Origin of the sequence: Parapedobacter sp. ISTM3, assembly GCF_016533505.1 — a bacterium.
Taxonomy (GTDB): Bacteria; Bacteroidota; Bacteroidia; order Sphingobacteriales; family Sphingobacteriaceae; genus Parapedobacter; species Parapedobacter luteus.
Map to the genome: position 1 here is coordinate 46,691 of NZ_JAENGN010000019.1, position 22,750 is coordinate 69,440.

Consider the following 22,750-nt stretch of genomic DNA (forward strand, 5'->3'; position numbering starts at 1 on the left):
GAAACGCTTATTTAATAAGGCTTTCCGGCAAATTGTAAAATTTTCAAAAAACCACTTTTTCAATTGGTAAGCATTGGCAGACAAACACTGCCACACTTCTGAATTTTGTCCTGTGAATATTAAACAACAGTGCTATGAACATTATAACAGTTGACGAAGAAGTGTGGAAACACCTCAACGAACGGTTGAAAGCCATTAGCGAATATATCCTCAAACTGGAAGATACAAGCTACGATAGCTTGTGGCTCAACAACCACGAAGTCTGCCAGTACCTCCACATCAGTGAAAAAACATTGTGGCGTATGCGCACCAATGGGCAGATAGCCTTTTCAAAAATGTACGGGCAGTATTACTATACGATTGGTGCTATCAAAGATATGCTCAACGCAAACGCTGTGCAGACCACCGATGAATATGTAGAGCAGCTTATGGCGAAAGGCAAAAGCTATATCGAAAAAGGCAGAAAGCTGAAATCAGGTAATCATTAAAAGCGTACCGTATGAATATCGACAAAATGGAATTTGTGGCGTGGATGGAACGCATAATGGATAGGCTTGACATACTCGGCAACCACATAGACGATTTACAAAAGAAGCGCAACAGTATAGACGGCGAGGAATTACTGGACAATCAGGATTTATTGCAAATGCTGAAAATCAGTAACCGTTCCCTGCAACGGTATCGCTCCATAGGCAAGCTCCCTTATTATACCATTAGCGGAAAGCTGTACTATAAACTTTCCGATGTGCATCAGTTCATCAGGGAAAGTTTTAACCCGCCTTTGCCCAAACTGGATGCCAATAAGTGACAAACACTGCCTTTGACTGCCACATAACGCAAATCAGTGAAGGCTTCCTTTACATTCGACCGTGAATTTTTAAAATTTTTCAGACTATGAGCGAAGAAAAAACAAATAAACAGGAAATGCCCGAACAGCTTTCGGACATATTACTCGTACTGGATAAAGAGAAAATGAAAATCCAGGCGGTAAAGAGTATCGACGAAAACGGGAAAATGGAAACCGTGGAACCCACCAAGAAAAACCAAAACCAGTTTATGCGTGTGGATAAAGGCGGTGATTTCTTTTCCAACTTCTTTTCCAATTTTTTCAGCCAGTTAAAGAACCCGACAAACTTTACTTTCTTCAAAGTGCCTGCCCCGGTTGCTGCTGAAAAAGCGGAGGAATTGCAAAAGCACGTAGATAAGCCCACCCCACAGGGCGAAAAAGTGCTGAAAGAACACGAAGTGAAAGCAGAACCCCAACCGGATAAAAAACAAGAAAATCAAAATAATATGGCAACAGCACAAACAACAACGGAAGCAAGCGAATACCGCTACAAGCCGGAGCAGATTGATTGGGACACAATGAAAAACCTCGGATTAAGCAAAGAGTATCTTGAAAAAAGAAACCTGCTCGACCCTTTGTTACGAGGTTACAAAACCAATGAGCTTTTACCGATAGGTATTAACCTCGGTGGCTCTATCCTCCGCACAGATGCCCGCCTGTCTTTACAGCAAGGTGAAGACGGCAATGTTATCGTGGCAATACACGGTATCAAAAAAGAACCTAACCTGCACTTTGAGTTTTTCGGTCACAAGTTTACGGATGAAGACAAGAAAAACCTAATTGAAACGGGCAATATGGGGCGTGTCGTCAATTTGGTAAATTCCAAAACAGGCGAACTGATGCCGTCCATTATCAGCATTGACAGGCTGACCAATGATGTAATTGCACTGCGCACGGAGTTTATAAAAATTCCCGATGAAATTAAGGGCGTAAAGCTGAATGACGAACAAAAGCAAACGCTGATGGAGGGCAAACCACTCTATTTAGAGGGTATGATTTCCTCGAAAGGAACGGAGTTTTCGGCAACGGTACAATTCAATGCGGACAAGCGATATGTTGAGTTCCTGTTTGACAGAAGCAACCACAATCAGCAAGCGCAAACGAACCAACAGAACACCCAACAAAGCAATCAGCAAAGCCAACCGCAGGACGCTCCAAGAACTTTCAGAGGCAAAGAACTGGATGATGAGCAATATAACAAGTTCAAAGCCGGACAAACAATTTACGTTGAACTGAAAGACAAAAAAGACCAACCGTATAAGGGTTATATCACTTTCGACAAAGATACCGGAAAGACCAATTTTGAGTTCCCCGGTCAGTATAAAGCACGGGTAGAACCTGCCGAAACCCATAAAACGCAGACTGCCGTTAATTCCGAGGGCAAAACCAACGAAGCGACCAAGAATGTCCAAGAGCCTTTGAAGTCCGGGCAGCAAAGACCGAAAAACGAAAAGCAGCAGGAGCAACAGGACAACAAGCCTGCAAAATCCAAAGGCAGAAAAATGTAATACAGTATGAAAACAATTATTGCAGAAAAACCAAGCGTAGCAAGGGAAATAGCCGGACTTGTGGGAGCATCCGATAAAAAGGACGGCTACCTGACAGGTAACGGCTATTTTGTTACGTGGGCATTCGGTCATCTAATAGGACTGGGAATGCCAGAAGATTACGGGATTTCGGGATTTGACAAGGCATCCCTACCGATATTGCCCAACCCGTTTTTATTGACCGTTCGTAAGGTCAAAAAGGACAAAGGGTACACCGCCGATACTGGCGCAATAAAGCAACTGAAAGTCATTGAGCAGCTTTTTAATAAAAGCAACAGCATCATCGTTGCTACCGATGCGGGTCGTGAGGGCGAACTCATTTTCAGGTACATTTATGAATACCTGAAATGCAACAAGCCATTTGAACGCCTTTGGATAAGTTCCCTGACCGAAAAGGCGATAAAGCAGGGCTTTGACAACCTGAAAAACGGAAATGAATTTGACGGACTGTATCAGGCAGCGCAAGGCAGAAGCCGTGCCGATTGGCTTGTGGGCATCAATGCTACACAGGCATTGAGCATTGCCGCAGGCAATGGTATCTATTCGCTCGGCAGGGTACAAACGCCAACACTGGCTTTGATATGCAAACGCTACCTCGACAATAAGAATTTCACGGTAAAGAAATACTGGCAGATACAACTAATGCACAATAAAGCCCAGGTTGATTTCAAAAGTATTTCCGCAATTAAATGGGATGAAAAGCAGCTTGCCGATGATACGCTTAAAGCTATTCAGCGTGGCGCAACGGCAACCGTTACATCGGTAGAAATCAAAAGCGTTACAGAACAACCGCCCTTGCTTTTTGATTTGACAGGCTTACAAAAGGAAGCTAACAAAAGGCTGAAATTATCTGCTGAAGCGACACTTAATATCGCACAAAGCCTGTACGAAAAGAAGTTTATCACGTACCCACGTACCGGAAGCAAATACATCCCTGAAGATATGTGGGCAGAAATTCCAAACCTTGTGCGGGCTTTGCAGAACCGTGAAGATTGCAAGCAAGCCCTTACCAAAATCAAATGGGGACGGTTCAACAAACGTATCGTGAATGACCTCCGTGTAACGGACCATCACGGTTTGTTGATTACGGACAAAGTGCCGTCCGTACTTAATGCAGACGAAAACAAGATTTACAATATGATTGCGCTTCGCTTGCTTGAAGCCATATCGCAAGCCTGTGTCAAAGAAATAACCGATGTATCATTACAGGTATTGCATTACGACTTTACGGCAAAAGGCTGTAAAATTCAGGAAGCGGGTTGGCGTTCCATAAAAGGAAGTTTTACCGATGACGGAGAAGAGCCAGTGCAGGAATTACCCGAACTGCATAAAGGCGACGAACTTGCCATAAAGGAAGCCGCCGTTTTGGAAAAGCAGACCAAACCGCCAGTGCTTTACAGCGAAGCCGGGCTTTTGTCGGCTATGGAAACCGCAGGAAAGGAAATCGAAAACGAGGAAGAGCGCAAAGCCCTCAAAAATATCGGCATCGGTACGCCTGCGACAAGAGCCGCCATTATCGAAACCCTGTTTACCCGTAATTATATCGTTCGGGATAAACGTTCTTTAATCCCTACGGAAAAAGGATTGCAGGTTTATGAGTTGGTCAAAGAACGCAAGATTGCAGATGTGGCAATGACCGCCGAATGGGAATTGGCATTGCAGAAAATTGAAAACAATGAAGCAGATGCCGGAACATTCCAAAAGGAAATGGAAACCTACGCCAAATCCATTACCGATGAATTGCTGCAAACCTCTATTGCAAGCACCAACCAACCCAAACTAACCTGCCCGAAATGCAAAAGTCAGCAGCTTATTATCCGTGACAAGATTGTGAAATGCCCTGATGAGGCGTGTAACTGGGTACAGTTCCGCACCGTCTGCGGTGTACAAGTCAGTATCGAAAATGTAACAAGCCTTGTCAATAAAGGCAAAACCTCTTTAATCAAAGGGATGACAAGCAAAGCCGGAAAGAAATTCGATGCTTATATCATTCTGAAAGAAAACGCCGAAAGTTCCTTTGAATTTGAGAAAAACAAAAGCAGTAAGCGTAATGGAAAATAGACGGTCAATCGTACCCAAAGAAATCAGGAACCTGATTTATACTATCCGGGGCAAACAGGTAATGTTGGATAGCGACCTCGCTGCCTTATATCAGGTGGAAACAAAGAACCTGAACAAAGCTGTTAAAAGAAATATTGAGCGTTTTCCTGTATCATTCTGCTTTCAACTGACCGAAGAGGAAGTTGAAAACTTGAGGTTCCAATTTGGAACCTCAAGTTTAAGCTACGGCGGCAGGCGTTATTTGCCCTATGTTTTTACTGAACAGGGCGTTGCTATGGCATCTGCCATACTCCGTTCCGATATAGCCGTTAAAATGAGTGTGGAAATAATGGAAGCCTTTGTAGAAATGCGGCGTATGCTCATCAGCAACGCTTCTTTGTTTCATCGTTTGGATAATATCGAATTAAAGCAATTGGAAGCCGACCAAAAATTTGAAGAGCTATTTAAGGCTTTGGAAAGCGATAAGCTGCACAGCGAAAAAGGTATTTTCTACAACGGGCAGGTATTTGATGCCTACGCTTTTGTTTCCGATATTATCCGAAGTGCCAAAAATTCCATTATCCTACTTGATAATTATGTGGATGATACGGTGCTTACTTTATTGGGTAAGCGTAAGAATAACGTAACCGCTGCAATCCTTACCAAAAGCATCAGCAATCAGCTACGGTTAGATTTACAACGCTATAATAGCCAATATCCTCCGGTTGATATTGAGGTTTTTTCTGATGCCCACGACCGTTTTTTGATTATTGACCATACAGAACTCTATCACATAGGGGCATCACTCAAAGACCTGGGCAAAAAATGGTTTGCCTTTTCAAGAATGGATATTGAAGTCGGCAGGATGCTTCAAATCTTGAACAAACAATAACAATAAAACCCTCTAATTAAGAGGGTTTAACATTTGATAGAATACTATAATTGTAATTGGGCGGTAATGCTTTTATAGTAAACTTTTAGTGCATCACGTTCATCCTTACCAACGTAACTATTGTGGGCAACTAAACATCGTATCTTGTATAATTCGTCAACCATTACATTCAACCAATGTTCATTCTGTTTTGGGAAATGCTTTCCGAACACTGTCCAATTTCCGACTATTATTTTTCCTAACTCTATAAAGTCGCAATAAAACAAATCGCTATTACCTCGTATTGGTAAATATTTGCTCTCTTGCTCACTTTTCTTTAATTTATCTATTGTGTCTTGCACTCTTTTAGGAATATTTACAGTTTGTGACTTCATTATCTCTTCAATAAATATTCTTAATGAATTTTCAATACAGTACAGGTACAAATATACTTCCGACATTTCTCTCCCTTTTTGTTGTATATCCTGTGGTAAAAGGTTTAAATGACCAAAGTTTACATTTTGCTGTATTTCTTCGATACTATCTAACAGCGAATTTTCATCTGAAATCAGAGGATAGAAGATTTCATTAATATATTTTCTCCGTTCTGCATACCCGCCTTTAGTCTGCATTTCTCTTCTAAATTCCTGAAGCGTAAAGCAGATTTTAAACTCTTTCGGCTCATTGGCTTTAAACTTAGCAGATTTGTTCAGTTCGCTTTTTAATCTCTTATATTCTGCTTCATTTTCAGTTGTTATATTAACATCAGTGGATGCTCCTGTAAGGAGTATTTTTAAGCGTTCAATATTTTCTGTATAATTCATTTGCACTATTATTTCTATATATTACTCTTCCGTGGTGGTATGTAGTTCTTCTTCTTCGAGCATAAAGTCAAGGAACAGCAATTCAGCTTTTGCGGTTTCATCTTCAAATTTTAAATCCCAACGCTGTTCCATAAATTCCAGTAACTTGTTACCTCTATCAAGTATGGTTTCAGAGTTCCATTCCTCGTATCCCGATACTTCAATTTCTGAATGTGAACCGTCGGAATAACCTTGCCTTATTTTCTCTTTCTTTTCGTTGTACTTTGCCTTTTTCTTATCATCAAAGCAATCGTTTTGCAAACTGGAATTAATGCTTTGTGAAAGTGGCAAAAGATTTCCTAATGTTCCTTGAAAAAAAGGTAACTGTGACTTTTTATGACCTTTAAAACTGGATTTCCAGCTTGAATGTGTTGGAGTTTGGGGATAAATATGTTCAATGGAAACTTTGTCTTTTTCACTCTTTACAAATAACCTCCAATCAATCTTTTGACTTCCTCTTTGCCGTACTTTTTCCATTTCATACTCATATAGGAAATAGCGAAGTCCATTCCAATAATAAAAGCCACCCCCGCTTTTAAACTTCTTGTCAATAAATTTTTGAAAGTATGTATAATCGAAATAGGTTTCTTCAGAATTTTCAGGGGTGTAAAAACAGTAATTCATTCTGTCATTCAAGCGTTGGATAATAGTTTCAATAGTTAATTCGCTATTTCGCAACTGTCTTGCAGCCCGATAAAATTCACTGTTTCTATAAGTAGAAAAAGCTCGGCTTAGCCGGAATGTGATAAATATGAAACGCTCAATTGCTTTGAATAAGTTAATTCGTTTACTCGAATTAATATCCTTGTTTAAAAAAGATACGGTTACAAGCGGACGGAAATAAATTATACCAATTCTGTTCAATCGGTCTATCCATAGGCTTTCTTGTGTAGTCAAGTCTGGATTGTTTACCGGATTATGTGTATTATACCAATGAACAGCAGCAGCTTTTAAACTGTTTACATAGTCTTCGATTTCTTTAGGAGAAAGTCGAGAACGCATTACTATTATTTCGTCTTCTCCATTAATCTCAACCTCTTCCTGGTCGGTGTCTTCATCCTCTCTAACTTCTTCAAAATCCTGTAAAGAACTAACTCTCACTTCTGTTTTCGCATATATATTTTGTGGTGTAAATTTTTGCTCCAACAAAAACCTGATGTAATCATCGCCTTTTTCTCTTGTGTATTGAAAATACATTATCCAATGGGCTACTAAAAAATCATCATCGTTGAGTGGATTTTGTTTATTTCGTCCAAGCTGATAATAGACTTCTTTCCAAGCATCATTGATTTTCTCTCGCAAGGAATTTCGCTCATCATTTTTGAGCTCATTCTCATCGTACAAAGTGGTTAAATATATTAAGCGATTTTTAAGAAGTTCTAAATTTGATAGTTTTTTTCCACGATTATTCATTGTTTCAAATGCAACAAAAACATCAAAATCATCGCTTATCTCATAAACGTTAAACATTAGGTTTTGCGTGACCTTTTTGAACAACGCTTCAATTTCGTTTAAGCCATATTGGTCGAAATAATTTTGTAGATTTTCTTTGAAAAACCTTTTGGCATTTTCAAGATTTAGGGTATAAAAAGTTTCTTGAATTGTTCCGCTATTGGGTTCTAAAAAAATTCTATGTCGTAAAAATTTGAAACTTGGATTATCAACCTCGTAGCCAAATTTGTATGTTTTGATAATAAATTGCGGAGGTTTTTCAATTACTAAATATTCTTCCTTAATGGCTTTTAAACTAAACGAACCAAGATAAATATCTTCATCCTTTTTATCCTTGTTTTCAGGTATGGCTTTGAGTTGTTCCGAGATAGCTTGTATAAAAACTACAAATGTTGTCAATCGTTGTTGCCCATCAACAATATGAAAAGGCTTGAAGCCTCTATCTTCAATCAGCCAACGCTCATCATTCCATTTACTCCAAGTATTTTTGTCTACTTTTTTTAAGGACAGTAATCCCGTGTAATGAAATCTATCAGCGGGAAGATTAACTAAATCCTCCCAAAAATCTTTTAGTTGTCGTGTAGTCCAAGCGTAGCCACGTTGGTAGTCTGGTATTTTAAATATTCTGTCTTTAAAAATACTCTTTAGCGGTTCTAATTCATTCATTATCTATTGTCTGTCGATTATCGTCGTTTTTACTTTCAAAAATACAAATTAAATTCCTCGCTATTTAACTTCTTTACGCCAAATCCTGCCTTTCAAAGCCAAACCCTACAACATTATCAAAGCTGTTTGCTTCTGCTTCTAATTTTAGGATTTAAGTAAAATTCTAAACAAAATAAAGTATGGATGTACAGCAAAAAGACCTATCGTATTTCAGATTACGACTGCAAGAATTATTAAACAGCAGCTTTCCCGAAAAGGCACACGACCAAAAATTCATTGACCAACGGTCTTCGTGGGCTGCCAATGCTTATGAGGGTGCTTTCCGTTCGGGAAATGCCGTTGAGCAATGCGACGAAATAGCCAACTATATACTTTTTGAGGGCTTACACTTCTCCAAGTTCGACACGGTTTTCAAAGTGGTATGCAATGAATTTGATACCATAATGGCAGACGAGGAACTGCGACCGTTCGCCTTTAAAATGTTTCCCGTTTGTGAGCCTGTTTTCGCAGAATATGAATTAACTGATGATTTCGCCAACGGAAATGAGTTTGATGTACTCTATACCGAACTGACCGGAACCATCTCAATATGGATTGAGGAAAATGGGCTTCAGTAAAAAGCAACATCTCCAACTGAATATTGATGCCCTGCGAATTGTTTTTGAACTGGAAAAGGAGAAACGACAAGCCACCGTAGGCGAAAGACTGCTAATGATGCAATACAGCGGATTTGGCGGTCTTAAATTCGTTCTGAACCCCGTAGAGAACGAAATAGACATCAATCATTGGAGAAAAACAGAACACGACCTTTTTCCACTAACGCAGGAACTCCACCAACTACTTAAAGAAAATTCCCAAGATGATAAGCAATACCGCAGGTATGTGGATAGTATGAAAAGTTCCGTACTGACGGCTTTTTATACCCCACCAAAGGTTATAGATGCCATTTCATTTGCCTTACGGGATAATGGTCTGCACATTGATAAATTCCTCGAACCCTCCGCAGGTATCGGTTCATTTATCCAATCATTTATAGAAAATCAGAAAGCCAGTGTAACCGCTTATGAAAAGGACTTGCTTACAGGCAAGATTTTAAAGCAGCTTTACCCCGAAAGCAATATCCGTATAAACGGCTTTGAAGAAATCCCCGAAAGGGAACAAAAGAGCTATGATGTAGTTGCCAGTAATATCCCTTTTGGCGATACTTCCGTATTTGACCTTTCTTTTTCCCGTAGTAGAAACAGCGCAAAGGAACAAGCTGCCCGAAGCATACACAATTACTTTTTTCTGAAAGGTGCTGATATGCTTCGTGAGGGCGGTCTGTTGGCTTACATCACTTCGCAGGGCATTTTGAATAGTCCCAAGAACGAACCCATACGCAGGGCGTTGATGCAGGATAATAATTTGGTTTCGGCTGTAAGATTACCTAACAACCTGTTTACCGAATATGCGGGTACGGAAGTCGGCAGCGACCTTATTATCCTGCAAAAAAATACGGCAAAACAAAATCTGACCGACAGGGAAGATCTGTTTTGCCAAAGCAAGCCAACCGAATATAATACTCCCGGCAATGCGCTCTTTCAGGATAGCACAAGAATTATCCATACCGACCAAAAATTAGATACCGACCCATACGGGCAACCTGCCTTAATCTACACGCATAAAGGCGGTGTTGAGGGTATTGCCAAAGATTTGAAGCAAATTCTTTCCGAAGATTTTGGAAAGCATCTGAATTTGAATTTATACAGAGGCGAACGCAATGATGAGCCTGTTATACAAATTCCTATCGAACCAAAGGTTACACCTCCAGTCATTGACCCTGTAATCATTCCGCAAAAACCGCAACCTGTACCTACTCCAGTAGTCTATCAGGAAAGCCCGCAGGAATTAAAGCAACTAAGCATTTTCGACCTGTTTGAAAGTGCGGGCGAACCTGTAATGGTACTTGCTCCGCCTAAAAGAACTACCCAAACCAAAAGGCAAAGCAATAAAAAAAGAAGAGGTACAATAGGTCGTCAGCCCGACCTGTTCAGCAGTGCAAGGCAGCAGCCCTATACACCGCTAAAATCCAATGGTGCTACTAATGGAACCAATCAGGTTAACGGCAAAAAACAGGAAGCTATCGGCGACCTGTTTTCACAAATAAACGGTAATGGCCAGTCTGATAAGACAGCCATTACCGCTATCAATATTAATGCTATTCCTGAACCTGCTCCGTATAGTGGCGAACTGCAATCATTCCACCGTAACGATTGCCTTGTGGTGGATAACGGTTGGGTAGGTTATCTGCAAGAAGTAGAAAAGGACGACAAAAAAGCAATCTTTCATCCATTGCAATTGCCGACCTTGCAGAAAGCAAGAGCCGAAGCCTATATTGCCGTAAGGGACAGTTATATCAACCTGTACCAAAAAGAAGCTGAAAAGCAGACTGAACACAAGGCAGAACGGGAAACCCTGAATCTCCTGTACAATGGTTTTATCAAAAAATACGGCAATCTAAATGCTGCCGACAATGCCAAGCTGATAAAGACGGACAGCGCAGGTAAAGAAATTCCTTATCTGGAGCGTATCATTGGCGGCATAATCCATAAAGCGGATATATTCAGCCGTCCCGTTAGCTTTTCTACCACCACGTTAGCAACCGATAATCCCGAAGAGGCTTTAGCCGCATCACTGAACAAATACGGAAACGTGGATTTGGACTTTATGTCCGAAATCAGCAGCCTGCCTGCCGATACCCTGAAAGAAGCCCTGCACGGGCGGTTATTCTACAATCCGCTACAACAGGAATACGAAATAGCTGAACGTTGGATTGCAGGTAACGTGGTTGAGAAAGCCGATGAAGTAAGAGCATATCTCGAAAACAATCCCGATGATACCGAAGCCAAAGAAAGCCTTACCGCTTTAGAGGAAGCCCGACCAAAACGTATTGAATTTGAGGAACTGGATTTTAACCTCGGCGAAAGGTGGATACCTACCGGGATTTATGCCCGTTTCGCTTCGCACCTGTTTGATGCGGATGTACTGGTTCATTATTCCGAAAGCTCCGACGACTTTTCCGTAAAGTGTCATCAGGGCAATATGCACATTTGGGAAAAATATGCTGTCAAAGCGGAAAGCCGCACGTTTGACGGTATTGCCCTGCTCAAACACGCCCTTGTCAATACCACGCCTGATATTACCAAAAAGGTAATGGTTGGCGACCAAGAGGTCAAAGTACGGGATATGGAAGCCATACAAATGGCGAACACCAAGATTGATGAAATCCGTACCGCCTTTACCGACTGGCTACACGCACAGAACGATGAGTTTAAAAACAGGCTGACCGACCAGTACAACGATACCTTTAACTGTTTCGTTCGCCCAAACTATGACGGAAGCCATCAGGAATTTCCGGGATTAGACCGCAAGGGAGCAGGCATTGAAGACCTGTATTCAAGCCAAAAGGACACGGTTTGGATGATAAAGCTGAACAACGGTGCTATCTGCGACCACGAAGTAGGCGCAGGAAAAACGTTGATAATGTGTACCGCAACGCAGGAAATGAAGCGTTTGGGATTAGCCCACAAGCCGATGATTATCGGGCTGAAAGCCAATATACCTGCCATTGCTGAAGACTACCGCAAAGCCTATCCACACGCTAAAATCCTTTATCCAGGTATTGATGATTTTACGCCGAAAAAACGCCTGCGCATTTTCGGGGATATTAAAAATAACGATTGGGATTGTGTGATACTCACACACGACCAGTTCGGAATGATACCGCAATCGCCCGAAATACAAAAGGAAATCCTCGAAATAGAATTAGACAGCGTAGAGCGTAACCTCGATGCCCTGAAATCGCAAGGCAAGGAAGTTACAAGGGGAATGCTCGCCGGGGTAATCAAACGGAAAGACAATCTTGAAGTAAAGCTGAAAACACTGCAACACGATATTGAAAACCGTAAGGATGATATTGTGGACTTTAAGATGATGGGCATAGACCATTTGTTTGTGGACGAAAGCCACCAGTTCAAAAATCTGATGTTCAATACCCGTCATACACGGGTTGCCGGACTGGGTAACGTGGACGGCAGCCAAAAGGCACTGAACCTGCTGTTTGCCATACGCACAATTCAGGAGCGTACCAATGCGGATATGGGCGCAACCTTTCTTTCGGGTACAACTATCAGCAATTCATTAACGGAGCTGTACCTGCTGTTCAAATACCTACGCCCCCGTGCATTGGAAAAACAGGGCATTCATTCTTTTGATGCGTGGGCAGCTATCTATGCAAGGAAAACAACCGATTATGAATTTTCGGTAGCTAACAATATTGTAGCCAAGGAGCGTTTCCGCTACTTTATCAAAGTGCCGGAACTGGCGCAGTTCTATTCTGAAATCACGGATTACAGAACGGCAAAGGATATTGGCATTGACCGTCCCAACAAAAACGAAGTATTATACAATATACCGCCAACTCCCGACCAAGAAGCCTTTATACAAAGCCTGATGCAGTTTGCCAAAACGGGCGATGCTACTTTGCTCGGAAGAGAACCATTATCGCAAAGGGAAGAAAAAGCAAAGATGCTAATTGCTACGGACTACGCCCGTAAGATGTCGCTCGATATGCGTATGGTAAGCGGTATCTACGATGACCATCCCGACAACAAGGCTTCGCATTGTGCGGCAAATATCGCCAAGTATTACAACCAGTTCAACGCACAGAAAGGAACGCAGTTCGTTTTCTCTGATTTGGGAACCTATAAGCCGGGCGAATGGAATGTGTACTCCGAAATCAAACGCAAGCTCGTGGAAGACCACGACATCCCTGCGCACGAAGTAAGGTTTATTCAGGAAGCGAAAAATGATAAGCAACGCAGGGAACTTATCAACGGGATGAATGAGGGCAAAATCCGTGTGCTGTTTGGTTCTACGAGTATGCTCGGAACTGGCGTAAACGCACAGAAAAGAGCCGTTGCCGTTCATCATTTAGATACACCGTGGCGACCGTCAGACCTTGCGCAAAGGGACGGGCGGGCAATCCGTAAAGGCAACGAGATTGCCAAATTCTTTGCCGATAATAAAGTGGATGTAATTATCTATGCCGTTGAGAAATCTTTGGATAGTTATAAGTTCAACCTCCTGTACAATAAGCAGCTTTTCATCGACCAGTTAAAGACCAACAACCTGACCAAAAGAACGATTGACGAGGGAAGTATGGACGAAAAATCGGGAATGAACTTTTCGGAATACGTTGCAATCCTGTCAGGGAATACAGACCTGTTGGATAAAGCCAAACTGGAAAAACAGATTGCCGGACTGGAAAGTGAAAAGCAGGCGTTCAACCGTTCTAAATCCAGTGCCAAATTTAAGGTACAGGATTATACGGAAATGCTGCAAAGCACTCAATCCCGTTTAAACCGGATGAGTACCGACTGGGAAAACTTGCAGCAACGCCTGCAAAAGCGTTCGGACGGTACTATTGAAAACCCTGTGCTGTTGGATGGTTTGCCGCCTAATGCAAATCCAAAGCAAATCGGTGCGAAGCTCAACGAGATTGCGGACAAAGCCCGCACCGCAGGTCAGTATGAAGAGATAGGCAGCTTGTATGGTTTTACGCTGTTGGTCAAAACAGAAATGTCGGAAAAAGAGGGTTCGGATATTCGGGTAAACCGCTTTTGGGTACAGGGCGAGGGAAATATCAAATACACCTACAATAACGGTCTGATGGCAAAAGATCCTGAAACTGCCGCAATGAATTTTTTAAGGGCTTTGGAAAAACTGCCGGGCTATGTGAAGCAGGAACAGAAAAAAATCGCTGAAATCCAAAAAGACCTGCCTATACTTCAGGAAGTGGTTAACGGTACGTGGTCTAAAGAAAGTAGATTGAGCGAACTTAAAACGGAACTGGCAGCCGTAGAAAGAAAGATACAGTTATCCATTACACCGGAAACTAAAGATGAACCTGTGGAACAGACCGAAAAGCAGAAAGAAGCTCCAATGATTTCGGAAACCACTGTAAGAACAAAAGGTATTCATTTGCCAAGAGGCGTTTTATAGCGGCTTTTGCCGTTATTCCTCTTGTTCGTCCATTTTCCTAATCAGCGCATCACGCAGGCTGTCAAGGAATTTGGTAGGGTTTATTTTTCGGGCTTTCAATTCCATAAACGTGTGGTAGAAATCGCCCAAATCAATATTAAACATCTGCTCGAATACTTTAGCAATGGCTTTGATGTCAGCATTTCCGTTATCAAATACGCCTTGTGCATACAGCGCATAAATCAGTTCGGTTAATGCTGTTTTGCTTGCTGTCCAGTTTAAGGGTGACCTTTCAAATTTCTTTTTCTGATTGGTATTATTCAATTGGTCTTCCAAATAAACTTGTATCAAATCATTGGCAATTATTTTAGCCACTTTATAGTCGTGAGAAGTGGTGAAATTATGGTCTGTTTCAAAATAATAAGTATCTAAGCTCAACTTTACATCATACCTACCTCTGACAAAATATTTCTCGTCGAGGTAGGTACTGTTGGTTCTGTAATACTTATAAAATTCGAGGTTATTGTCAAAGTACCTTTTCAGTTTTGACAGTTCATTGTCGATGTACTTCTTTATGGCTTTCCCATTTCCATAAGGCTTTTTGGTTTCTATTTTATAAATGGCATTGTAGTAAATCAGCTTTGCGAGAATGACGGGTTTTAACCTTTTAAAGAAATGAATTTCTTCTTCAATACTTTTGAAACCTCTTTCCGAAACATATTTTTTCAATTCTCCCAAATAATTTAAAAGGAGTTCGATTAGTTCTTGGGCTAAAATAATAGGGTTTTCTATTTCAAGTTTTAGTTCGTTAATCTGCTCATCTAATCGCTGCACACATTTCTCGTAATATTTTTCCATAGATTTTAGTTTTGCGTTAAAATCATAATGGGTAAAAGCCCTATATCATTTTAATTATATGGTACAATTTAAAAGTTGATTATCCTGAAAAATCTGTATAGGAACGGTCAGTACTTTCGCTCAAATAAGAAATAAGAGCCTGCACCGTTCTTACCTCCAAATGCGTCCTGTTGCTACCGTATTTGTCCGATACACCTTGTTCTGTGATGTAGGCAACCCGATATACTTTTTCCTTTTTCAAATGCTCGCCTTGATGGTAGATTTCCTCGATACGATAGCCATACGGGTTTTCTATGTGAAAATTGATGTGTAAGCCTAAATACCGCTTACAATAACCGCCCATTTGTTGCATTGGATTGGCTGAAAATGTACGCTCCAAGTTTTCTTCAAGCATATCAAGTATCTCTTGCCCTGTCATATCCACAGTAGTGACAACCGGGTTCATAGGAACCATATTATACAAATCCCATACGGTAATATCTCCCTTATCAATAGGCGCACCATACCGCCATCCGTTTGAAAATGCAATATCTACACCTGCCGCCTTACTGATAGCTTTTAATAACAAATTATCCATTGACGATGAAAAGGTAGAATAACGGTGTAAGGCGGTATGCGTTTTTCCAACGACCTGCTTTTGCAGACTTCGGTAGGAAAGCATAATCTCATTTATCATTTGCTCCATAGGTTTATCGCTGGCAATCTGCTCATTCACTTCTATCAGTTCGTATTCGTGATGTGTGATTTTATTGCCTGAAATGGATAGTTTCAGATGCCCGACAAAAGAGCCGTGACAGCCACATTGTATTACTATGGTATCATTTACTTTTACGGGTTCGTAAAGCCTGTTATGTGTATGCGAACTAAGGCATACATCAATACCGGAAGTTTGTTTGAGCAATTCAATATCCTGCGGATAACCGTTGTGTGAGAGCAGTATGACAAGATTTGCCCCCAAATCATTTACCTCTTTTATATAAAGTGTTATTTCCTTTAACCCGTCCGTCACGTAAATACCCTCTCTAAAGGTTCTTGTCATCGTCTTATCTATAATATTGGCACAGATGCCTATTACGGCTACTTTATGCACTCCAACATCAATCATTGAATAGGGCTTTAGCAATAATGTACCGTCTTCTCTATAAACATTGATGCCCAATACCGGGTATTGAAGTTGTTCGGATAAGGACAAAAGGTGTTGCGGCGAGTAGGCAAAATCCCAATGCCCTACCATTGCGCTTAAACCAAGCTGGTTTAAAACCGGAATTAGCACTTCGCCTCTCGAAGCTACCACGGGCAGGGTTCCGTGAAAAGTGTCGCCTCCATCAAAAAACAAGGCGTGTTCATTCTCGCTTTTTATCTTCTCAAAAACTGAGGCAATCTTTGCATATCCGCCCGTTGTTTTGATGTATGCGCCATCCTTGCCGTAAAACAATTCAGGGTGCGGTTCGAGATAGCCGTGTACGTCATTTATAAATCCTATTGATAATTCCATAATATTGAATTTTAAATCTGAAACATTTTTGACTACGGGTGGACAACTGCCCAACCCTCGTATTGTCTTAATATAATTTCTCCGTTACCGCTGGGAACATAATGCACAAAATCAAACAATTCGTTCTTATCAATTTTTCGTTCCTCCATTGTCTTTGCGCATTGGGCGAATACAACGCCCTTATCTTTCAGGGCAATCAATAATTCCTGATAGCTGTTTGCTTTCTTGTACATTTCCACACCGTCAGAAAATGCGATGACCTCTATATGTAATTTGCCTTTCAGTCTTGGGTCGTTCAGTACGTTATTGATATTCCGAAGTATGCCCCTTACTTTTTTGTCGTCCGCTTCGTTCAGGATATAGAGTGCGTTATAATGTTTTTTGTATGCTTTTGCAGGCTCAAAAACGGTATCTGCTTTTTGTTGCGCAAAAATGCTGATGGACGTAAAACACAATACGGCTATCAGCAGGGCTTGTAGTTTTTTCATTTTATTGTTTCGTTTTATTGTTCATTTATCAATTCTTCTATCTGTTTCACGAATTTGTCTGATGCGTAATTGGCAAATCCCGTATGATGAAACCTGACTTTTCCGCTTTTATCCAATACAACGGTAGTAGGCAATGCGCCGGAATACACTTCTGCCGGAACATTGCCATTTGATTGATACATTGGAACTGAAAACTTTTCTTTATCCAAATATGCCTTTCCAGTAGCGAGGTCGCTGTCCTCATTGATGGTCAGAAAGAATATATTAGGGTTATCTTTCAGTTTGGTATAAAGCGTTTCGATAGAGGGAAATTCAGCCCGGCAAGGCGGACACCACGAAGCCCAAAAGTTGATGAACACTACCTTGCCCCTAAATGATGCCGTATTTTGAACGTTTCCTTTTTCATTCGCAAAATCAAAGTCGGTGTTAGCTTGGGGCGATGTACCAGCATCATTTTTATCTATGCTCGCATTAAAAAGCCCCGTTGCCATTAATTGCCGAAGCACGAATGATTTTGCATCGGGGCTGGCAAGCATTGCACCGACAACGATTACCATCAGTATAGTAAAGCCATTTTTTTTTAAGTATTGCCAAAATTTATTTGTTGACGACTGCTCTTTTGAAACCTCTTTATTGTTCAACATAGTTTCCTTTTTTAATGTCAGGCTGTTAGTTACTTTCTACCAATTCATTCAGGGCTTTCACTATTTCGGGACTTGTATAATCTCTGCCTCCCTCTATACGAGCTATCATATTTCCGCTTTTATCGAGGATAATCGTTGTCGGAATGGAACCTCCCAGATAGTCCGGCGGAATATCCCCGGCAGGAACATATACAGGCAGGTCGTACTTGTTCTTCTGCATAAAGGCGGTGGATTTTTCAATCTTGTTATCTACATCTACCATCAGGAATACAATATCATTTTTGCCTTTGAACGATTGCTTCAGCTTATTGATAGAGGGCATTTCGTGAATGCAGGGCGGACACCACGTCGCCCAAAAATTGATAAATACCACCTTGCCTTTTAAGGACTTCAACGATACGGTTTTGCCGTCCTTGTCTTTGAACAGGACATCATTACTGGTCTGTTCCGGCAATGATGTAGTTGCTTCTTCCGCTATCGCATTGAGTACGGGTTGTTCCGCTTTTTCATTTTTGTTATTGTTGTTACAGGCTGCAAAACAGAAGCCTGTCATTATTATTAAAACATACGTGAGCATTGCTCTTTTATTCAATCTTATTTTCATATCCTTATTTTTTTTGTGAATTAATTATCTTCGATGAACTCGCAGGCTCGGTTTTACCCTCTTTGATTTCTTCGGATGGCTTGATAATGATTTTGTCCTCCGGCGAAAGATTGCCGAAGACTTCCGTAAGCGTATCTAAACGGATGCCCTCATTAACGGCAATCCGTTTTACTTCGTCGTTGTTCAACGTCAGTACATACGTTCCCGACTGTGTATTTAAGACACTCTTGGTCTGCACCCAATTGGATGGGCTTTTACGCTTCAACTTTAACTTGACCTGTGCGTAATCGCCTCCCTGCAATTCGCCTGACGGATTGCTTACGTCAAACTCCAAAGTAAGGGAACGGTCTTGCTGGTCGAGCAAACCTGATGTGCGGGAAAGTTTGGCATTAAACTTCTTACCTGGCTGCGAGCTTACGGTAAACGTAGCGGGCATACCCTCCTGTACAGATGATGCGTGTTTTTCGGGCAGGGATAAAGTAAGGCGGAGCTTATTGCTCTGCGCCATCATAAATAAGGGCGTATTGCTTCCTGTTCCTGCCAATGCTCCGACCGAAACATTCCTTTGGATTATCACGCCGTCAAACGGTGCTGTGATACGTAAATACTGCTGTAACTGTGAAGAATGCGCCGTACCTGCCTTTGAAGCATCATAAGCAGACTTGGCACTTTCCATCGCACTTTTTGCCCTGTCCAATTCAATATCCGCTACCGCTCCAGTTGTTTTGGATGCAGTTACCAATCGGTCATAAGCCTGTTTTGCATAGAGGTAATCACTATATACCTTTTGCTCTGTGGATTTGTCGGAAAGATACTGCTGCTGCATTTCGGGGGCTTCCAATACCGCCAAAAGCTGACCTTTGCGAACCCGGTCGCCACGGTCAACGTACATTTGTTTCACAAAGCCCGTAACCTTTGCATACACCGCTACCTGCTCGTAAGGTTTGAGTTCTGCCGGAACGGATATTTCGTATTCGGGATTAATGACCTGTACGGGAGCCGTCTTATAATTCACGGCTTTTGCTTCCTGATTTTTTGGCTGTTCCTTTTCCTTTTCTTTTTGGGAACAAGCCGAAAGCAACAATACGAGCGATGTGGTCAATGCCAATATTGTTGTTGATTTTCTATTTATTGAAATGCTGTGATACATTGTAATGATTATTTTAAAGTTTATTATATCGTTTGTTTACCGGATTGTTCTGCATAATACCTGCTGTCTGCATCATCAGGGTCTAATGACGGGCTAATCACGTTTGTCCTTGACATCAGGGAAGAAAAGAAATGCGGAACCAATAACAGGATGGTTACGGTTGAGGCAATCAGCCCGCCGATAACAGCCCTGCCCAAAGGTGCTACCTGTTCTGCGCCGTCGCCCAAGCCCATTGCCATCGGCAACATTCCTGCAAGCATCGCTGCTGCTGTCATCAATACAGGTCTTAACCTTGACGAAGCGGCAAGCCTTGCGGCGCTGACAGGTTTCAAGAGTAATTTTTTACGGTAATATTCTGCCTGATTGACCAATAATACCGCATTGGAAACCGATACACCAAGCGACATAATAATCCCCATATAGGATTGCAGGTTTAGCGTACTGCCTGTGAGAAAAAGAATAATAAGGCTTCCCGAAATAACGGCGGGCAATACCGAAAGAATAATCAACGGTACTTTGAACGATTGGTAATAAGCCGACAGCATCAGGAATATGGCAATAATGGCTACGCCCAAGCCTGCCAAAAGGCTACCCAACGTATCGTCTAAAAGCTGCAATGTTCCCTCTGTCCATACAATAGTGCCACGGGGCGGCTCTCCGGCATCCTTAATGGATTGCTTCACTGCCCGTGAAGCCGTACCCAAGTCCTTTCCGTACACATTGGCAACGATGGTAACATAACGGTTCGGTCCCTTGCGGTTTACCTGCGCCGGAGCCGTAGCCCTGCGTATGGTTGCTACATCTTCCAGTACAGGGCGCAGACTTCCCGCTTTGAGTGGAAGCGACCGCAATCTTTCCTCCGACATAATGCCCTCCGGTATCTGTACCTGTGTCTGGAATACCAATCCCGATTTCGGGTCAATCCAAAGGTTCTTATCCGTAAAACGGGTAGATGATGTAGCCGTAACAAGGCTACGGGTAATATCCTGCATCGTCAGCCCGAACTGTCCTGCAAGGTCACGGTTTACCTCGATTTCCATACTCGGATAAGCAATGGGTTCGGCAATGCGGACATCACGTAAGTATGGAACTTTTTTCAGATTGGCTTCAATCTTTGATGCGTGTGCAAAAGCACCTTTTATCTGACCTGCTCCTACTTTAACTTCAATAGGTGTCATTGCTCCCTGACCCATAATCTTTTCGGTCAGTTCCATCGGTTCAAAATTGAAAGCGACTTCGGGGTGGTTCTTGATAATCTTATTGCGAACTTTCTCTTTAAAATCTTCCATTGAACCGCCGTACACGTCCTGATTGACGGATATTTGCAATACGGCTTCGTGGGAAGCATTACTGAAAAGGAATATCGGGTTGATAGGCGAACCTGCAGGGTGCATCCCCACAAATGCGGAAGTAATGTTCAAACCATTTTCGGGTAGTTCCGCTTTAATGTCTTCGGTAATCTCTTTGACAATCTGTTCTGTTTTTTCAAGCCGGCTACCCGGCGGGGCATCTATGCGCATTTGAAAATCGCCGTTATTGGAAACAGGCATTACGTCCGTACCCACAACGGTCAACAGAATACCTGCAATAGCACCAGCGACCAGTACATATACGACAAAAAGCGGTACGGCTTTGGTTGACCATTTGCGCATCCGGTAGGAATAATTGACACGGAACTTATCAAAGAAAGCCCGCTTTCTCGGTGTATCGGCTGCTGTGTTGTGCTTGTTCTTCATCATCCAGTTTGCCAGTATCGGCACAAAGGTCTGTGAAGCCAAAAAGGAAGCTATCATTGCAAAGGCAACCGCCATCGACAAAGGCATAAACATATCTTTCGGAATGCCCGTCATAATAAACGCAGGGGTCAATACCGCAAGAATACAAAGCAATATCAGCAATTTGGGGATAGAGATTTCGAGCAGGGCATCCACAATCGCCCGCTGTTTGGGCTTGCCCATTTCCATATGCTGGTGTATATTCTCTATGGTTACCGTGGCTTCATCGACGAGAATACCGATAGACAGGGCAAGACCGCTCAACGTCATAATATTGATAGTCTGCCCGAAAAGGTACAAGACCGTAACCGCCGAAAGAATGGCAATCGGAATGGTAAACACAACTATGATAGCTCCCCGTGTATCGCCTAAGAACAATAATATGACCAATCCCGTAAAAACCGCTCCCAAAATTCCCTCGTGGATAAGGTTGGAAAGTGAGCGTTCGATATAACTGGATTGGTCAAACTCATAGCTGACCTTTACATCTTCGGGCAACTGGTCTTTCAGCATCGGAATGGCAGCCTTTAGGTTCTCCACGGCATCCAATGTGGAAGCATCCGATTTTTTGATAATGGGCAGGTAAACCGAACGTTTGCCGTTTATCAAAGCATAACCTACGGTCTGGTCTGCGCCATCCTCTACACGGGCAACATCGCCCACATATACGGTACGGTTGTCGCTTGTTCGTACAGGGGTCTTCAGTAGTTCCTCCGGTCCTTTGGCGATGGAGTTAATGGGAGCCATCAGGTTTTCATCGCCGATGCGGATATTTCCGGCAGGTGACGGAAGACTGTTTTTGGTAATGGCAACTGTAATATCTTCGGGGCTTAACCCGTTCCCCTGCATTGCTTCGGGGTCTATGTTGATGATGATGGAACGTATATTACCGCCAAAAGGCGCAGGGGAAGTAATACCCGGAATTTGTACGAACATCGGTCTGATTTTGGTCAATGCCAATGTCTGTATTTCATTAACGGAACGCTGGTCACTTTCAAAAACGAGATTACCTACCGGAAGCGAACTACCATCAAACCTTACCACCATCGGGGGGACGGCTCCGGGCGGCAGGAAGCCCATTGCCCTTGATACGGACGTGGATACCTCCCCGGCAGCCTGTGCCATATCCGTTCCCGGATAAAACGTCAGCTTCATCAGGGTCAAACCCTGTACACTTTTGAAATCAATATTTTTTACGCCACTTACAAACAGCAGCACCTTTTGGAACTCGTTTGCCATAAACCCGTCCATATAAGCGGGCGACAGCCCACCGTAGGGCATAGCGACGTACATCGCAGGCAATTCCACTTCGGGAAATATATCTACGTTTATTTTTTTTACGGTATTGTAGGAAAAGAAAGCTATCGCCAGTACGACAACCATAATCGCAATAGGTTTCCTTAACGCAAATCTTATAATGTTCATATAC

General features: G+C 42.2%; 16 protein-coding genes. 7 read left to right on the forward strand and 9 right to left on the reverse strand.

Annotated elements, in window-relative coordinates; all coding sequences use genetic code 11:
- The first annotated feature begins 134 nt into the window (after positions 1-134).
- The 5 genes from JHJ32_RS19825 (at position 135) to JHJ32_RS19845 (ending at position 5,326) form a co-directional block, all read left to right on the forward strand.
- Complete coding sequence (locus JHJ32_RS19825) at positions 135-488, forward strand: helix-turn-helix domain-containing protein (RefSeq protein WP_101726704.1); 354 nt, start codon at positions 135-137, stop codon at positions 486-488.
- Between the two features lie 11 nt (positions 489-499).
- Positions 500-808 carry a helix-turn-helix domain-containing protein gene (locus JHJ32_RS19830; RefSeq protein ID WP_002978404.1) on the forward strand — a complete coding sequence of 103 codons (309 nt, stop codon included), beginning with the start codon at positions 500-502 and terminating at the stop codon, positions 806-808.
- An 86-nt stretch (positions 809-894) separates the two neighbouring features.
- Entirely contained in the window at positions 895-2,355 is a 1,461-nt protein-coding gene (locus tag JHJ32_RS19835; RefSeq protein ID WP_200122134.1) for a DUF3945 domain-containing protein, read from the forward strand.
- 6 nt (positions 2,356-2,361) lie between these two features.
- A complete protein-coding gene (locus JHJ32_RS19840) occupies positions 2,362-4,455 on the forward strand; it encodes a type IA DNA topoisomerase (protein ID WP_200122135.1) in 2,094 nt (697 codons plus the stop codon).
- A complete protein-coding gene (locus JHJ32_RS19845) occupies positions 4,445-5,326 on the forward strand; it encodes an ORF6N domain-containing protein (RefSeq protein WP_200122136.1) in 882 nt (293 codons plus the stop codon). Before JHJ32_RS19840 ends, JHJ32_RS19845 begins: the two co-directional genes overlap by 11 nt.
- Positions 5,327-5,370: 44 nt before the next feature.
- Here the strand turns inward: JHJ32_RS19845 and JHJ32_RS19850 are convergent, their stop codons facing one another.
- Positions 5,371-6,129: a Swt1 family HEPN domain-containing protein gene (locus tag JHJ32_RS19850; RefSeq protein ID WP_091520386.1), complete on the reverse strand. Its 759-nt coding sequence runs from the start codon at positions 6,127-6,129 to the stop codon at positions 5,371-5,373.
- 21 nt (positions 6,130-6,150) lie between these two features.
- The gene (locus tag JHJ32_RS19855; protein ID WP_091520382.1) at positions 6,151-8,286 is read right to left on the reverse strand and encodes a DUF262 domain-containing protein; all 2,136 of its coding nucleotides are present in this window, start codon (positions 8,284-8,286) and stop codon (positions 6,151-6,153) included.
- A 179-nt stretch (positions 8,287-8,465) separates the two neighbouring features.
- On the opposite strand from JHJ32_RS19855, the gene JHJ32_RS19860 reads away from it, so the two are divergent.
- Both JHJ32_RS19860 and JHJ32_RS19865 read left to right on the forward strand, forming a co-directional pair.
- Positions 8,466-8,903, forward strand: coding sequence for a DUF1896 domain-containing protein (locus JHJ32_RS19860; RefSeq protein WP_091520379.1), 438 nt, complete (start codon positions 8,466-8,468; stop codon positions 8,901-8,903).
- Entirely contained in the window at positions 8,890-14,328 is a 5,439-nt protein-coding gene (locus JHJ32_RS19865) for an N-6 DNA methylase (protein WP_200122137.1), read from the forward strand. Before JHJ32_RS19860 ends, JHJ32_RS19865 begins: the two co-directional genes overlap by 14 nt.
- 12 nt (positions 14,329-14,340) lie before the next feature.
- Here JHJ32_RS19865 and JHJ32_RS19870 read toward each other — a convergent pair whose 3' ends face one another.
- The 7 genes from JHJ32_RS19870 to JHJ32_RS19900 all read right to left on the reverse strand — a co-directional run bounded on the left by JHJ32_RS19870 (position 14,341) and on the right by JHJ32_RS19900 (position 22,746).
- The gene (locus JHJ32_RS19870) at positions 14,341-15,165 is read right to left on the reverse strand and encodes an RteC domain-containing protein (RefSeq protein WP_200122138.1); all 825 of its coding nucleotides are present in this window, start codon (positions 15,163-15,165) and stop codon (positions 14,341-14,343) included.
- 79 nt (positions 15,166-15,244) lie between these two features.
- Positions 15,245-16,660: a bifunctional UDP-sugar hydrolase/5'-nucleotidase gene (locus JHJ32_RS19875; protein ID WP_200122139.1), complete on the reverse strand. Its 1,416-nt coding sequence runs from the start codon at positions 16,658-16,660 to the stop codon at positions 15,245-15,247.
- Between the two features lie 32 nt (positions 16,661-16,692).
- Positions 16,693-17,148, reverse strand: coding sequence for a DsrE family protein (locus tag JHJ32_RS19880; protein WP_200122140.1), 456 nt, complete (start codon positions 17,146-17,148; stop codon positions 16,693-16,695).
- 14 nt (positions 17,149-17,162) lie between these two features.
- Complete coding sequence (locus tag JHJ32_RS19885) at positions 17,163-17,792, reverse strand: TlpA disulfide reductase family protein (protein ID WP_200122141.1); 630 nt, start codon at positions 17,790-17,792, stop codon at positions 17,163-17,165.
- 25 nt (positions 17,793-17,817) lie between these two features.
- Complete coding sequence (locus JHJ32_RS19890; RefSeq protein ID WP_200122142.1) at positions 17,818-18,396, reverse strand: TlpA disulfide reductase family protein; 579 nt, start codon at positions 18,394-18,396, stop codon at positions 17,818-17,820.
- Positions 18,397-18,400: 4 nt separating this feature from the next.
- The gene (locus tag JHJ32_RS19895) at positions 18,401-19,504 is read right to left on the reverse strand and encodes an efflux RND transporter periplasmic adaptor subunit (RefSeq protein WP_233632776.1); all 1,104 of its coding nucleotides are present in this window, start codon (positions 19,502-19,504) and stop codon (positions 18,401-18,403) included.
- 65 nt (positions 19,505-19,569) lie between these two features.
- The gene (locus tag JHJ32_RS19900) at positions 19,570-22,746 is read right to left on the reverse strand and encodes an efflux RND transporter permease subunit (RefSeq protein ID WP_200122144.1); all 3,177 of its coding nucleotides are present in this window, start codon (positions 22,744-22,746) and stop codon (positions 19,570-19,572) included.
- Positions 22,747-22,750 lie beyond the last annotated feature (4 nt).

Bases quoted from the DNA above. Each gene is read 5' to 3' on its own strand.
- JHJ32_RS19850 (WP_091520386.1), bottom strand. From the start codon at position 6,129: ATGAATTATACAGAAAATATTGAACGCTTAAAAATACTCCTTACAGGA.
- JHJ32_RS19890 (WP_200122142.1), bottom strand. From the start codon at position 18,396: ATGAAAATAAGATTGAATAAAAGAGCAATGCTCACGTATGTTTTAATA.
- JHJ32_RS19875 (WP_200122139.1), bottom strand. From the start codon at position 16,660: ATGGAATTATCAATAGGATTTATAAATGACGTACACGGCTATCTCGAA.
- JHJ32_RS19835 (WP_200122134.1), top strand. From the start codon at position 895: ATGAGCGAAGAAAAAACAAATAAACAGGAAATGCCCGAACAGCTTTCG.
- JHJ32_RS19865 (WP_200122137.1), top strand. From the start codon at position 8,890: ATGGGCTTCAGTAAAAAGCAACATCTCCAACTGAATATTGATGCCCTG.
- JHJ32_RS19830 (WP_002978404.1), top strand. From the start codon at position 500: ATGAATATCGACAAAATGGAATTTGTGGCGTGGATGGAACGCATAATG.
- JHJ32_RS19840 (WP_200122135.1), top strand. From the start codon at position 2,362: ATGAAAACAATTATTGCAGAAAAACCAAGCGTAGCAAGGGAAATAGCC.
- JHJ32_RS19900 (WP_200122144.1), bottom strand. From the start codon at position 22,746: ATGAACATTATAAGATTTGCGTTAAGGAAACCTATTGCGATTATGGTT.
- JHJ32_RS19860 (WP_091520379.1), top strand. From the start codon at position 8,466: ATGGATGTACAGCAAAAAGACCTATCGTATTTCAGATTACGACTGCAA.
- JHJ32_RS19885 (WP_200122141.1), bottom strand. From the start codon at position 17,792: ATGTTGAACAATAAAGAGGTTTCAAAAGAGCAGTCGTCAACAAATAAA.
- JHJ32_RS19880 (WP_200122140.1), bottom strand. From the start codon at position 17,148: ATGAAAAAACTACAAGCCCTGCTGATAGCCGTATTGTGTTTTACGTCC.
- JHJ32_RS19845 (WP_200122136.1), top strand. From the start codon at position 4,445: ATGGAAAATAGACGGTCAATCGTACCCAAAGAAATCAGGAACCTGATT.
- JHJ32_RS19870 (WP_200122138.1), bottom strand. From the start codon at position 15,165: ATGGAAAAATATTACGAGAAATGTGTGCAGCGATTAGATGAGCAGATT.
- JHJ32_RS19825 (WP_101726704.1), top strand. From the start codon at position 135: ATGAACATTATAACAGTTGACGAAGAAGTGTGGAAACACCTCAACGAA.
- JHJ32_RS19855 (WP_091520382.1), bottom strand. From the start codon at position 8,286: ATGAATGAATTAGAACCGCTAAAGAGTATTTTTAAAGACAGAATATTT.